We start from the raw sequence: 13,795 nt of genomic DNA, 5'->3' as shown, positions 1-13,795 counted from the left end.
GCCGTTTCCGCTGCGTTTCCGAGCCGGCCCCCACCCGTGCCGGGTGAGGGCCAGGCGTCCCTAGAACCGCACCTTCCGCAGGTAGCGGTACCCGACCTCCGCCGTACGCCGGGGCGTCACGTCGGGGGTGTCGTTCTCGACGATGTACTCGATCACCCGGTGCTTGTCGAAGATCCGCCGGAAGTCGATCGTCCCGGTGCCGAGGTCGGCCATGTCGCCGTCGAGATGCCGGTCCTTGACGTGGAACTGCAGGACCCGCTGCGGCGCCCGGCGGATCACGTCGAGCGTGAAACGCACCGGATCGCGCTCGCCGCGCCCGACGCCGCCGGTGACCGCCCAGTAGAGGTCGATCTCCAGGTGGACCAGGCGCGGATCGAGCTCTGAGGTGAGCACGTCCCAGGGCGTCCTGCCGCCCCCGAGGTCGATGGTGAACTCGTGGGCGTGGTTGTGGTAGCCGTAGCGCAGCCCGGCCTTGCGCGCGGCGGCCGCCTCCACGTTCATGCGCTCGGCCCAGGCCTTCCACTGGTCCTCGCTGCCGGAGTTCAGGTAGGGCACGACCATGAACGACTGGCCGAGCGTCAGCGCGTTCTCGATCTTGGTTTCCAGCCCGGCGTCGTCGGCGCTGATGTCGTCGTGGCTGGAGGTGGAGCGGATGCCGATCCCGTCGAGGAACTCACGCAGCTGCTTGGCCGTACGGCCGAAATAGCCCAGCGCCAGCTCGACCTTGGGGTAGCCGATCTCGGCCAGGTAGGTGAGCGTGGCGTCGTAGTTCTGGGCGAGGTCGTCGCGCACCGTCCAGAGCTGCATGCTGATCTGGCCCGGCGGGATGCGGTGCTTGCGGTTGTGGTGGGGCGGCGTGGCGGCGGCGGGTGAGGCGGCGCCGGCGATGGCCGCCGTCCCGAGCCCGAGTCCCGCCGCCAGCAGCGAGCGCCTGCTGGGGCCGTAGCCGTAACACATGGGGATCTCCTATCGCGTGGGCTGGAGCACGACCCTGTCGGTGCCGGTCAGCGGCGGCAGATCGCCGCCGGGGTCGGTGTAGGTGGCGACGAAGACGCCGGTCAGCTCGTCGGTCTCCGGGTCGTGCCCGCTCGGCTCGGTGGTCTGGATGGAGCCGGTGCAGCCGCGGGCCGTCGTCTGCGGATGGCCGTGGTCGTCGTGGCCGAGGATGTAGTCCACGGTCACGTCGGCGCAGTCGACCTCCTGGTCATCGGTGACCCGCACCTCGAACTCGACCACGTCGCCGAACGTGAACGGGTCGCCGTCCACGGGCCTGACCAGCTCCACGACCGGCGTGGCGTTGCCCACCACGATCCGCACCGACGTCGCCGCCGACCTGCCGTGCCGGTCGGTGACCTTCAGCGTGGCCTCGTACAGGCCGTTCTCCTCGTACGTGAACGACCCCTCTGCGCGGCGGGAGTCGACCCGCCCGTCGGCGTCGAAGTCCCACGCGTAGCTGAGCCGGTCGCCGTCGGCGTCGGTGGTGCCGTCGGCGGTGAAGGCGACGGCGAGCGGCGCGTGGCCGGCCGTCACCGACGCCGTGGCCGCGGGGACGGGAGTGTGGTTGCCGGTGTTGCCGATGTAGTCGTAGCGCGCCAGCTGGGCGTCCTCGTTCTCCTGGAAGTAGCCGTCGCCGTACTCCAGCACGTAGAGGGCGCCGTCGGGGCCGAACTCCATGTCCATCGGGTTGTCGAAGACGAGCGACGGCAGCACGTCCTCGATGCGCCCGTCACGGTGGAACGCCTTCACGTAGTCGCGGGTCCACTCGTAGAACAGCGGGACGCCGTCGTAGTGCTTCGGCCAGCCCACCGCCGTGCGTCCGTGCGTGTCACGCCGGTCGTAGTCGTAGGCCGGGCCCGCCATCGGGCCGATGCCGCCGGTGCCCAGCTGCGGGAACTCCGCCGAGGGGCCGTACGAGTACCACACCTGCGGCTGCACGACCGGCGGCAGCTCGCGCCTGCCGGTGTTGTGCGGCGACTCGTTGACGGGCGCGGCGCAGTCGAACGCCGCGCCGGACGCGCCGGTCGCGAAGTCGTAGTCGACGTACGGGAGCCCCGCCGTCGCGCAGTACGGCCAGCCGTAGTTGCCGGCCTTGCGGATCGTCGTCCACTTGCCCGTGCCCGCCGGGCCGCGCTGGGGGTCGGCCTCCTGCTCGTCGGGGGAGTAGTCGCCCACGTACAGGTCCCCGGTGGAGCGGTTGAGCTCGATCCTGAAGGGGTTGCGCAGGCCCATCGCGTAGATCTCCGGCCGGGTGCGCGGCGTGCCGGGCTTGAAGAGGTTGCCGCGCGGGATCGTGTACGAGCCGTCCGCGCGGACCTTGACGCGCAGGATCTTGCCCCGCAGGTCGTCGGTGTTGCCGGAGCTGCGCTGGGCGTCGAAGGCGGGGTTGCGGTCGGGCCGCTCGTCGATCGGGGTGAAGCCGTCGGAGGAGAACGGGTTGGTGTCGTCGCCGGTCGACAGGTAGAGGTTGCCCTGGGCGTCGAACACGATGTCGCCGCCGACATGGCAGCAGATGCCGCGGTCCACCGGCACGTCCAGCACGCGCTGCTCGGTGCGCAGGTCGATCGTGTCGCCGGTGAGGCGGAATCGGGACAGCCGGATCAGCCCCTTGAAGGGCGCGAAGTCGTCCGGCGTGCCGGTGAGCGGGGCGTCGCCCTCGTTGACGTCGGGGGTGGCCGGGTCGTCGACGGGGGTGTCGAGCGGCGGGGAGTAGTAGAGGTAGACCCAGTCGTCCTTCTTCGATCCCTGGCCGAAGCCGGGGCTGAGGGCGATGCTCTGCAGCCCTTCCTCGTCGTGCTGGTAGACGTCGAGCCGCGCGGCCAGGGTGTTGAGGCCGGTCTCGGGGTCGTGCAGCCAGACCTCGCCCTTCCTGGTGGTGTGCAGCACCCGCGAGTCCGGTAACACCGCCAGGTCCATGGGCTCGCCCGGATGGTCGTTCAGCGTCACCTTCTGGAACTGGTCGTCGGGCGGCGGGGCCGCGCCTCCGGACGTCCCGGAGGCCGGCGCAGCGGCCGTCGCGGTGGCGGTCGCGGCGGCGTTCGTGGTGGCGGCCGGCAGGAGGATCGCCGCAGCAGCGATGGCCGCGATCACGGTTCTCGTTCCCATCAGATCCTCCTGAGGGGGCCGTCGCCCTGAGGCGACGGGGGAATGGGGAGCGGGAGGGGCGCCAAGGCCCGAGCATGCCCTGACCTGTCGGGTCCGCGCATCACGGATGCCCTTCCTGTTTGCCGGCGCCAGCAGATATCGTGACGTTGTCGTTACCGAGCGTGATGAGAGGTGGGCCGGGTTCGCCTGTACGGCGTGCGGGCAGGCCGCGCTCGCCGACGCGAACGCGGCGGTCAACATCTCGGGGGCAGGGCTCGCCCTTCGCCAGGCTGCGGAAGCGGCTCAGCGAGAAGCCGCTCCCTTCAGGAAGCGGAGGAGTCACGCCTCTCCCTTCGGTCTGCTCGGGGGGTCAAGAGAGAGCGAAGCACCGTGAATGTAACCCGGCTTCCGCCGGCCAAGGAGGCCCCAATTTCGTTGGCTGGAGCACTTTCGCCTCCGATCGGACTAAGTGCTTCGCGCGGCCTGCGGGCACCTCCGAGCACGGCGCCGGCGCTCGGCCTGAGCACGCGCGGCGGGGGGAGAGCGACGCGGACGCCGTGCTCGGCGAGATCCGCGATGCCATCGTCAGGGGCGAATACGTGCCCGACCAGCGCCTGGTGGAGGCCGACCTGAGCGCGCGCTTCGGCGCCGGCCGCAGCGCCGTCCGCGCGGCGCTGCTCCAGCTGGCCAACGAAGGGCTGGTGGAGCGCGTGCAGAACCGTGGCGCGCGGGTGCGGACCGTCTCCCTGGAGGAGGCGATCGAGATCTCCGAGGTGCGGATGGTGGTCGAGGGCCTGTGCGCGGCCAAGGCGGCCGGGCGGGCGACCGCCGCCGACGCGGCGGAGCTGCGCGGGATCGGCGCCCGGATGGAGGCGGCCGTGGCCATGGGCGACGTGCTCGGCTACTCCGAGGCCAACCAGCTGCTGCACCGGCGGATCCGCGACCTCAGCGGCCAGGGCACCGCGGAGCGGGTCCTGGAGCGGCTGCGCGCGCAGGGCGTGCGCCACCAGTTCCGCCTGGCGCTCCAGCCCGGCCGCCCCGCCGTCTCGCTGCCGGAGCATCTGGCGATCATCGAGGCGATCTGCGCCGGTGACGCCCGGGCGGCCGAGCGGGCGGTCCGCCGCCACCTCACCAGCGTGATCGAGGCCCTGAAGGCGACGAATCCCCGACCGGCGGGAACGTCGTTGCGGTAATCGCCCGGCCCGCCCGCCTCTTGACGGTTGTCGCACAGATTGTTACTCCGGGCTGCGTTGACGTCGGCGTGCTCAACGAAACCGCACGGTTTCGCCCGGGCCTCCTACGACACCGCCGTCGAGTTCCACCGCGAGACCGGCCTGATCGACCGGTTCCCGTCGTACGAGGAGATCGTCCCGGAGAGCCTGAGGATCGCCGGGTCCTGACGCCCGCCGCCAGGACTTCAAGATCGCGGGTCGCGGCCGGTGAGGCGGCCGGTGGGGTGGCCGGCAGACGCCGGGGCCCATGAGCCGGGGCCCGGCTCGGCGGCATGCCCGCAACCAGGTCCGGAAATCCGCCGGTCATTCGACCGAAATAGGGTTGACATTGGCCATCAGATTGTCAACAATTCTGGCTACTGTTTCATCGACAGGATGGTCGGGAGCCGGCGTGACAAAGATCGCGATGTTGGGACTGGGCGAGGCTGGTCGGATTTACGCACGTGACCTGCGTGCGGCCGGTTTCGACGTGCGGGGCTTCGATCCGTACGCGCAGGCCGGCGACGACGTGGAGCAGGTGTCCTCCGTGGAGGAGGCCGTGGCCGGCGCCGACCTCGTCCTCAGCCTCGTGGGCGCCCGCGCCGCGGAATCGGTCGCCCGGCAGGCTCTTCCTGGTTGTCCGAAACATGCTATCTACGCCGACCTCAACACCGGTTCTCCGGCCCTGAAGCGCACGCTGGCGGAGCTCGCCGCGGCCGAGGACGTCCGGTTCGCCGACGTCGCGGTGCTGGCGCCCGTGCCCCGGCAGGGCGCGCGCACCCCGCTGATGGCCAGCGGGACCGGCGCCGGGACGTTCGCCGACCTCGTGCGGCCCGCCGCCGTGCCCGTGGAGAACATCCCCGGCGGAGCGGGCGCGGCCGCCGCCAGGAAGTTGTTGCGCAGCGTCTTCATGAAGGGCATGGCCGCGCTGATGCTGGAGTGCGAGACGGCCGCCGTCGCCGCGGGCGAGCAGGAATGGCTGCGGGCGCAGATCGTGGCCGAGCTCTCCGGCGACGTCGACCAGCTGATCGACCGGCTGGTCGAGGGCAGCAAGGTGCACGCCGCCCGGCGGGTGCACGAGGTCGAGGACGCCGCAGGCTACCTCGCGGAGCTCGGCCGGCCCTCCTGGGTCATGGAAGCCTCCCGCAGCTGGCTCGCCTCACTGCTGGACTGACCGTCCCCCTCCACCACGAAAGGGCTGTCCAAGACATGACCGTACGAAGAATGCTGGTCGTCGGAGCGCACAGCGCGGACTTCGTCTGGCGCGCCGCGGGCGCCATCGCCAAGCACACCCTGGCCGGCGGCGAAGCCCGCGTGGTGACGCTCTCGTACGGGGAGCGCGGCGAGTCCGGCGAGCTATGGAAGGAGCCCGGCCAGACCGTCGAGAACGTCAAGCGGATCCGGCACGCCGAGGCCACCGAGGCGGCGCAGGCCGTCGGCGCGAGCTACGAGTGCTTCGACCTGGGCGACTACCCGCTGCGCGCGGGCGGCGAGGCCATCGACAGGCTCGCCGAGCTGATGCGCGACTACGCCCCCCACGTCGTCCTCACCCACCCGGAGAAGGACCCGTTCAACCCCGACCACCCCGTGGCCTACCAGGTGGTCTCGCAGGCCCGGCTGCTCACCTCCGGCGCGGTCGTCGAGGCGGGGTTCCGCACCGCGCCGCCGTCGGAGTTCCTGGTGTTCGAGCCGCACCAGCCGGACCTGTGCGGGTTCGTCCCCACGGTGTTCGTGGACATCACCGAGGTGTTCGAGGCGAAGGCCAAGGCCATGGACGCGATGAGCGCGCAGGCGTACCTGAAGCAGTACTACACCGAACGCGCCGGGCACCGGGCCAACCACGCCCGCAAGGTCACCGGCGACAAGGCGATCCGGCACGCGGAGGCGTTCCAGCGGATCGTCCCGAACGTGGTGGGGGCGCTGTGAGCGGGCGCGACGACAGGTTCGACGAGCTGGCCCGCCTCGGCGTGGCGACCGTGTACGAGGCGTCCGGCCGCCAGGGCCTGGTCGACGAGGACTTCGTCCAGCTGATTCCCGGCACCGCCGTCGCGGGCCCCGCGCGGATCGCGGTGTGCGGCCCGGCCGACAACCGCGCCGTGCACGAGGCCGCCGCCCGCACCCGTCCCGGCGACGTCGTCGTGCTCACGATGGACAACCCGGTGCCCGTGGCGGTGGTCGGAGACCTGCTCGCCACCCAGTTCAAGGCCCAGGGCGCGGCGGGCCTGCTGATCAACGCCTCGGTGCGCGACGCGGACACGCTGCGCGAGCTCGGCCTGCCGATCTGGGCCCGGTGGATCCGGGTGCGCGGCGCGGCCAAGGCGCACCGCGGCGCGATCGACCGGCCCGCCGTCGTCGGCGGCACGCTGATCCGCCCGGGAGACGCCGTGCTCATGGACGGCGACGGCGTGGCCGTCGTCGCCGCCGAGCGGATCGACGACGTGGTGGCGGCCGGCCAGGCCCGCGAGGCGAAGGAGGCCAAGGCGCGCGAGCAGTACCTCGCGGGCGGGCTCTCCTACGACCTGCACGGCTTCCGCGCGGCCGACGAGAAGGGCTCCCCATGAAGGTCGACGTCCACGGGCTCACCCTGAAGTACGGCGACGCGGTCGCGGTGTCCGACCTCGACCTGACGGTGAACGAGGGGGAGTCCCTTGTCCTCCTCGGCCAGTCGGGCTGCGGGAAGACCAGCACCATGCGCTGCATCGCGGGCCTGGAGACGCCGGCGTCGGCCGTCATCACCATCGGCGACCAGACGGTCTTCGACAGCGGCAGGGGCATCAACCGCGCGCCGAACAAGCGCAACGTCGGCATGGTGTTCCAGTCGTACGCCATCTGGCCGCACATGACCGTCTTCGAGAACGTGGCCTTCCCGCTCAAGATGAAAGGCAGGAAGAAGGCGGAGATCGACCAGGCCGTCCACGAGACGCTCGAACTCGTCGGCCTCGACCACCTCGCCGAGCGCGGGGCCAGCCTGCTGTCCGGCGGCCAGATGCAGCGGGTCGCCCTGGCCCGCAGCCTCGCCATGCAGCCGTCGGTGCTGCTGCTCGACGAGCCGCTGTCCAACCTGGACGCCCGGCTGCGCCACCGGCTCCGGATGGAGCTGCGCGAGCTGCAGTTGCGGCTCAGACTGACCTCGTTGTACGTCACGCACGACCAGGACGAGGCGCTGGCCCTGGCCGACCGGATCGCCCTCATGCAGTCGGGCAAGATCGTGCAGATCGGCGAGCCGCACGAGATCTACGCCAACCCGAAGAGCGCCTCCATCGCGGAGTTCCTCGGGGTCGACAACGTCATCCCCGTCACCCCGCAGGACGCCACCTGCGTCCAGCTGACGGCGACCGGGCAGAAGCTGAAGGTCGAGCCGTACGAGGCGGCCGGAACCCTGCGGCTCTGCGTCCGGGCCGAGGACGTCCTGCTCGCCGCGGGCGGCGCCGGTGACGTCAACGCGCTGCCGGGCACGATCGTCAGCTTCGCGTTCCAGGGCTCCACCGTCGCCTACCGCGTCCGGGTCGGCGACGGGCTGGAGCTGGACGCCGTCCAGATGAAGTCCGCCGGGCCGCCGTTCGGCATGAACGACGCCGTCACCGTGTCGCTGCCGGCCCGCGCGATGCGGGTGCTGCCCGCGGAAGTGGCCGCGTGATGACGTCACAGACCGCCGAGAGGCCCGTACGGAACCGGCCGGCGGGGCTGCCGGGACGCGCCCGCCGCCTGCTGCGGGAGCTGTCGCTGCCCGCGGTGCTGTTCGCGCTGCTCGCCCTGCTGATCCTCGCGCCCGTGGGGCTGGTCGTGTTGTCGGCGTTCGCGTCGGACACCCCACGGCCCGGCAACTTCGACCTGAGCGGGCTGACCCTCGACAACTTCGTCAACGTGGCGAGCGCGGGCTCCTTCAAGGCGGCGCTCAACTCGCTCGCCGTGGGCCTCGGAGCCTCCGCGCTGGCCCTGCTCATCGGCGGTTTCCTGGCCTTCGTCACCGCCCGCACCAACGTGTACGCGCGCGGATTCCTCTACCTGGTGGGCCTGCTGCCGATGTTGCTGCCGTCCTACGTGGGCGCGCTGGCGTGGTCGGTGCTGGGCAGCGAGAACGCCGGGCTGGCCAACATCACGCTGCGGGATCTCGGGCTGCCCGGGTTCGTCGACATCAACAACATCGCCGGCCTGATGGTGGTGCTCGCGCTCTACTACGCGCCGTACGCGTTCCTGCTGATCCACGGGGCGCTGAGCCTGATGAACCCCGACCTGGAGGAGGCCGCCAACGTGCACGGCGCGCCGTTCGGCCAGGTGTTGCGCCGGGTCACCCTGCCGCTGGTCACCCCGGCGTTCCTCGGCGCGGCCGTGCTGATCTTCGTGCTCACCATCGAGAACTTCCCGGTGTCGCAGATCATCGGCGGGGCCGCCGGCGTGGAGACGCTGCCCACGTACATCTACCGGCTGATGAACTCGACGCCGTCGCGCGGCAACGAGGCGGCCGCGGTGGCGATCGCCCTGGTCGTCGTCGTGCTGGTCGTCACCGCGCTGCAGCGGCGGATGCTGGCCAGGCGCACCTTCACCACCGTCTCGGGCAAGGGCATGAAGCCGCGCCGGATCGACCTCGGCGGCTGGCGGCTGCCCGCGCTGCTGGCCGGTCTCGGCTACTTCGTCCTGTCGACCGTGCTTCCCGTGCTCGCGCTGCTGTTCGTGGCGCTGCACGACTCGCCGTACATCGGCACGGTGCTCGGGGCGTTCGGCAAGCCGGACGCGTTCACCGTCGAGGCCTTCACCGACGTGCTCGACTCCAGCATCGCCCAGCGGGCCACGGTCAACAGCGTCGTGGTGTCGGTCGCGGCGGCGCTGCTCGGCACCCTCCTGGCGTTCGCGGTGGCGTACGTGGTGCAGCGCACCAAGCTGCCGGGCCGCCAGCCGCTGGAGTACGTGTCCATGTTGCCCCTGGCGATCCCGGCGATCGTGCTCGGCCTGGGCCTGCTGTGGACGTGGCTGATCATGCCGATCCCGGTGTACGGGACGCTCGCCGTCATGGTGATCGCGTTCGTCGCGGCGCAGATGCCGCAGGGGTTCCGCGGGGTCGCCTCGTCGATCGGCCAGGTCGACCGCGACCTGGAGGACTCGGCCGTGATGCACGGCGCCTCCCGCACCCGGGCGATCGCCACCATCACGGCGCCGCTGCTGCGGGTCGGTCTCACCTCGACCTTCCTGCTGTTGCTCATGTTGTCGATGCGCGAGCTGACGGTGCCGTTGTTCCTCTTCACGTCGGACACGCGGTTGTTGTCGATCGTGATCTTCGACGACTTCGACAACGGGATCCTGCAGCGGGCGGCCGCCACCAGCCTGCTCTACTGCCTGGTGATCCTCGCCCTGTCCATCTTGTCCAGGCGTTTCGGCGCCAGCGAGCAGAGATAGCTCAACTTTCGTAGGGAGACGTCATGAAAGCTGGCCGTACGGGTCGCAGAGCCCTCGCGACAGCCGTCGCCGCGGTCCTGGCGCTGGCCGGATGCGGCGGGTCCGCCGGCGGCGCCGGCGAGGCCTCGAAGCTGGAGGTCGGCGGCGAGCTGATCGCCGACGAGCAGCTGTTCTCGGCCGCCAAGGAGGAAGGCTCCCTGGTCTTCTACACCGGCGGCAGCGAGCACTCGGAGAAGGCCGTCACCGACGCCTTCACGGAGGCGACCGGGATCGAGGTCGAGACCATCCGGCTGGCCCCGAACAAGCTCGCCGAGCGCGTGCTCTCGGAGGTCGGAGCCAAGAAACTCGGCGCCGACGTGATCCGCATCTCGGGGGAGGACATCATCGTCTCCCTCGCCAAGGCCGGAACGTTCCAGAAGACCCCGCTGCAGGCCGCGGTGAAGACCGCGGCGGGTGACGCGATCAAGGACGACGGGCTCTACTTCTCCAGCTTCGACCGGGTCTACTCGTTCGCGTTCAACAACGCCGTCGTCCCCAAGGGCCAGGAGCCGAAGAACTGGGCGGACCTGCTGGACCCGAAGTGGCGGGGCAAGCTCGGGATCGTCCAGGTCGGAGCCGGCGGCAGCACCGCCGCGCTCACCCGGTTCCAGATCGACGAGATCGGCGACGACTTCCTGAAGAAGTACGCCGCCAACAAGCCGCGGATCTTCGACTCGTCCGCGGGGCAGACCGACGCGCTGACGCGCGGCGAGGTGTCCGTGTCGACGATGCCGGTGGCGACGGGGGTCGGGGCCATCGCCGACGGGGCGCCGCTCACGATCGCCGTCCCGGAGGAGGGCGCGGCCGGCTACCCGTTCTACGCGGGCGTGGGCGCGCAGGCGCCGTCGCCGAACGCCGCCAAGGTCTTCTCCGCCTGGCTGCTGTCCAAGGACGCCCAGAAGATCGCCGTGCAGCAGGGCGACTATCCGGTGCGCGCGGACGTCGGCACCCCGAAGGTCGGCGACCAGACCTTCCCCGCCGCCGACTCCGGCTGGCTCTACCGGACGGACGCCGAGACCTCGCTGAAGCACGTCGAGGAGGACGCGAAGCGGTGGCGGCAGATCTTCGGCTACACCGGCTGACGAACCGGTGGCCATCCTCTGGCAGTCCCGGCGGGCGGTCCCGCCGGGCGAAATGATCAAGTGAGTCAGGATCGGGGACGTCCGACCAATGAAAGTAGTGGACCGGATTCGTGAAGCCATCTTCGCGGGGGACCTGGCGCCGAATCAGCGGCTCATCGAGGTGGATCTCTGCGCCCAGCTCGGCGCATCCAGGTCGCACGTGCGCAACGCGCTGGCCGACCTGGTGAGCGAGGGCCTGGTGGAGCGGATCCCGAACCGGGGCGCGCGGGTCCGGGCGATCACCCTCGCGGAGGCCATCGAGTTCACCGAGATCCGCATGGTCGTCGAAGGGCTCTGCGCGGCCAAGGCGGCCGCCAGGGTCACCGACGGCCAGGCCGCCCAGCTGCGCTCCATCGGGGAGCGGATGCGGCAGTACGAGGCGTCCGGCGACCTCATCGAATACTCCAACTGCAACAAGGAACTGCACGCGTTCATCAGGACGATCAGCGACCAGTCGGCGGCCGGCGACATCATCGAGCGCATCCGCGGCAACCTGACCCGCTACCAGGTGCGGCTCGCGCTCCAGTCGGGCCGCGCGGCCGTGTCGCTGCCGCAGCACCTGGAGATCATCGAGGCCATCTGCGCCCGCGACGAAGGCCGGGCGGAGGCCGCCATGCGCGCTCACCTGCGCAGCGTCATCGAGGCCCTGGAGAAGACCCGGCCCGCCACGGAGAACGGAGACCCATGGTGACCGGACATTCCGGCATCCCCTGCATGATCATGCGCGGGGGCACGTCGAAAGGGCTGTACTTCCTCGCGGACGACCTGCCGGGCGACCCAGGGGAGCGCGACGAGCTGCTGCTGCGGATCATGGGCTCGCCGGACGACCGGCAGATCGACGGCCTCGGCGGCGCCCACCCGCTCACCAGCAAGGTGGCCGTGGTGTCCCCCGGGGACGACGGGTCGGTCGACTACCTGTTCCTCCAGGTCTTCGTCGACCAGGCGCTGGTGTCGGACCAGCAGAACTGCGGCAACATCCTCGCGGGCGTGGGGCCGTTCGCCATCGAGCGCGGCCTCGTCGCGGCGGGGCGGGACACCACGTCCGTACGCATCGCGATGGCGAACACCGGCGGCGCCGTGACCGCGACGGTGCGCACGCCCGGCGGCGAGGTCACCTACGACGGCGACGTCGAGATCGCCGGGGTGCCCGGCACGGCCGCGCCCGTCGTCCTCGACTTCCAGGGCACGGCCGGCTCGACGTGCGGCTCGCTGCTGCCCACAGGACAGGTCAGCGAGATCATCGACGGCGTCGGCGTCACCTGCGTGGACAACGGCATGCCGGTCGTGGTGATGCCCGCGGCCCAGCTGGGCGTCACCGGCGTGGAGAGCCCCGAGGAACTGGAGAACGACGCGTCGCTGCGCCGCCGCCTGGAGGCGCTCCGCCTGGAGGCGGGCCGCCGGATGGGGCTCGGCGACGTCAGCGACACCACGGTGCCCAAACTGACCATGGTCTCCCCGCCGCGGGCCGGCGGCGCGTGCGGCACCAGGACCTTCATCCCGCACCGGTGCCACACCTCGATCGGCGTGCTGGGCGCGGCGAGCGTGGCGGCGGCGCTGCGGCTGCCGGGCAGCGCGGTCGACGGCATCGCCGAGCTCTCCGGCGGCCCGCGGGTGCGGGTGGAACACCCGACGGGCTACCTCGACGTCGAGGTCGCGCTGGACGGGCACGACGTGACCAGGACCGGAGTGGTGCGCACCGCGCGAAAGCTCATCGACGGCATCGCCTACCCGCGGTGACCGCGGGCCGGGCCTTCTGGCCGCTGCTCGTGGTCCACGCGATCCTGGTCCAGGTCGTCAGCTACGGGCTGCGGCCGTCGTTGTCGTACGCGGTGATCGAGCTCGGGTACGGGTCGGTCTGGCTGGCCGTGCTCGCGATGATGTTCGCGCTCCCCCCGCTGATCCTGGCGGTGGCCACGGGCCGCCTCGTCGACCGGGTGGGGGAGCGGCCGAGCATGGTGATCGGCGGGGCCGCGCTGACCGGCGCCTCGGCGATCGCCCTCGTCGCCTCCGAGCACCTCGCGCTGCTGATCGCCGCCACCGCCCTGCTCGGCATCGGCATCATCTTCTCGATGGTCGCCGAGCAGTCGGCGGTGACCGGCCAGGCGCGGCGGCGCGGCATGGACACCGTCTTCGGGGTCTACACGTTCATCACGTCCCTGGGGCAGGGCGTCGGGCCGCTGCTCCTGCTGATGCCGCCGGCGCCGGGCAGCCTCTCGCCGCCGCTGGAGCCGATCGCCGCCGCGTGCGGGGTGGCGAGCCTGGTGACCCTGGCGGCCTCGTTCGGGTTCGGCAGCCATCACCGCGCCGCGCCGAAGCCCGCCTCCGGGGGCCGCTGGCCGGCACGGCGGCTGCTCGCCATCCCGGGCATGTACCGGGCGCTGCTGGTCAGCGGGCTGATCCTGGCGTCGATCGACGTGACGCTGGCGTACCTGCCCGCCCTCGCGCACAGCAGGGGCATCGCCCCCGGCTGGGTGACAGCGATGCTCGCCGCCCGCTCCCTCATGACGATGGCCTCGCGCATCAACCTGGGTTCCCTCGTGCGGATGCTCGGGCGCAGGAAGCTCACCGTGGCGGCCTGCGCGGTGTCGGCGCTCGCGCTGTGCGGCCTGCCCCTTCCCGTGCCCGTCGGCGTCCTCATCGGCCTCACCGCCGTGTACGGCTTCGCCTCGGGTCTCGGCCAGCCTATGACGATGGTCTGGGTGACCCGGCTGACGCCGTCCGGCACCCAGGGGACGGTGCTGTCCCTGCGGATCGCGGGCAACCGGCTGGCCCAGACCCTGATCCCGGCGGTGTCCGGGGCGGCCGCCGCGGTGAGCGGCGTCGCGGGCGTGCTGGTGCTGACCGGCGCGGCCCTGGGGGTCGCGGCGTGGTCGGCCACGGCGGTCCCCGACGACTGAGATCGGGGAAGGCGATTCAATAACGTCCTCCCGAGTACGGTTCTGCTGATCCCCT

At 71.4% G+C, this 13,795-nt stretch carries 13 protein-coding genes; 11 read left to right on the top strand and 2 right to left on the bottom strand.

Annotation, left to right across the window (positions count from 1 at the left end):
• Positions 1-60 precede the first annotated feature (60 nt).
• Both ABGB14_RS33195 and ABGB14_RS33190 read right to left on the bottom strand, forming a co-directional pair.
• Positions 61-957, bottom strand: a complete 897-nt coding sequence (locus tag ABGB14_RS33195; protein WP_347647789.1) for a sugar phosphate isomerase/epimerase — start codon at positions 955-957, stop codon at positions 61-63.
• Between the two features lie 9 nt (positions 958-966).
• Positions 967-3,102 carry a PQQ-dependent sugar dehydrogenase gene (locus tag ABGB14_RS33190; protein ID WP_347647788.1) on the bottom strand — a complete coding sequence of 712 codons (2,136 nt, stop codon included), beginning with the start codon at positions 3,100-3,102 and terminating at the stop codon, positions 967-969.
• 536 nt (positions 3,103-3,638) lie between these two features.
• Between ABGB14_RS33190 and ABGB14_RS33185 the strand changes: the two genes are divergently transcribed.
• The 11 genes from ABGB14_RS33185 to ABGB14_RS33135 all read left to right on the top strand — a co-directional run bounded on the left by ABGB14_RS33185 (position 3,639) and on the right by ABGB14_RS33135 (position 13,740).
• The gene (locus tag ABGB14_RS33185; RefSeq protein WP_347647787.1) at positions 3,639-4,274 is read left to right on the top strand and encodes a GntR family transcriptional regulator; all 636 of its coding nucleotides are present in this window, start codon (positions 3,639-3,641) and stop codon (positions 4,272-4,274) included.
• A 57-nt stretch (positions 4,275-4,331) separates the two neighbouring features.
• Positions 4,332-4,481, top strand: a complete 150-nt coding sequence (locus ABGB14_RS33180; protein WP_347647786.1) for a hypothetical protein — start codon at positions 4,332-4,334, stop codon at positions 4,479-4,481.
• A 223-nt stretch (positions 4,482-4,704) separates the two neighbouring features.
• On the top strand, positions 4,705-5,466 hold the full coding sequence (locus ABGB14_RS33175; protein WP_347647785.1) for an NAD(P)-binding domain-containing protein: 762 nt from the start codon (positions 4,705-4,707) through the stop codon (positions 5,464-5,466).
• Positions 5,467-5,516: 50 nt separating this feature from the next.
• Positions 5,517-6,218, top strand: coding sequence for a PIG-L deacetylase family protein (locus ABGB14_RS33170; RefSeq protein ID WP_347647784.1), 702 nt, complete (start codon positions 5,517-5,519; stop codon positions 6,216-6,218).
• On the top strand, positions 6,215-6,853 hold the full coding sequence (locus ABGB14_RS33165) for a 4-carboxy-4-hydroxy-2-oxoadipate aldolase/oxaloacetate decarboxylase (protein WP_347647783.1): 639 nt from the start codon (positions 6,215-6,217) through the stop codon (positions 6,851-6,853). Before ABGB14_RS33170 ends, ABGB14_RS33165 begins: the two co-directional genes overlap by 4 nt.
• The gene (locus tag ABGB14_RS33160) at positions 6,850-7,929 is read left to right on the top strand and encodes an ABC transporter ATP-binding protein (RefSeq protein ID WP_347647782.1); all 1,080 of its coding nucleotides are present in this window, start codon (positions 6,850-6,852) and stop codon (positions 7,927-7,929) included. The genes ABGB14_RS33165 and ABGB14_RS33160 overlap by 4 nt, the downstream gene beginning before the upstream one ends.
• Positions 7,929-9,683, top strand: a complete 1,755-nt coding sequence (locus ABGB14_RS33155) for an iron ABC transporter permease (protein WP_347647781.1) — start codon at positions 7,929-7,931, stop codon at positions 9,681-9,683. Before ABGB14_RS33160 ends, ABGB14_RS33155 begins: the two co-directional genes overlap by 1 nt.
• Before the next feature lie 23 nt (positions 9,684-9,706).
• Positions 9,707-10,804, top strand: coding sequence for an ABC transporter substrate-binding protein (locus ABGB14_RS33150; RefSeq protein ID WP_347647780.1), 1,098 nt, complete (start codon positions 9,707-9,709; stop codon positions 10,802-10,804).
• Positions 10,805-10,892: 88 nt separating this feature from the next.
• Positions 10,893-11,534 carry a GntR family transcriptional regulator gene (locus tag ABGB14_RS33145; RefSeq protein ID WP_347647779.1) on the top strand — a complete coding sequence of 214 codons (642 nt, stop codon included), beginning with the start codon at positions 10,893-10,895 and terminating at the stop codon, positions 11,532-11,534.
• Positions 11,528-12,580: a 4-oxalomesaconate tautomerase gene (locus tag ABGB14_RS33140; RefSeq protein WP_347647778.1), complete on the top strand. Its 1,053-nt coding sequence runs from the start codon at positions 11,528-11,530 to the stop codon at positions 12,578-12,580. Before ABGB14_RS33145 ends, ABGB14_RS33140 begins: the two co-directional genes overlap by 7 nt.
• Positions 12,577-13,740 (top strand): MFS transporter, encoded by a 1,164-nt coding sequence (locus ABGB14_RS33135; protein ID WP_347647777.1) that lies wholly within the window; start codon positions 12,577-12,579, stop codon positions 13,738-13,740. The genes ABGB14_RS33140 and ABGB14_RS33135 overlap by 4 nt, the downstream gene beginning before the upstream one ends.
• Positions 13,741-13,795 lie beyond the last annotated feature (55 nt).

Origin of the sequence: Nonomuraea sp. B10E15 (genome assembly GCF_039871615.1) — a bacterium.
GTDB lineage: Bacteria > Actinomycetota > Actinomycetes > Streptosporangiales > Streptosporangiaceae > Nonomuraea.
The sequence above is the reverse complement of the archived record's forward strand: the minus strand, read 5'-3'. Positions and strand labels throughout refer to the sequence as shown.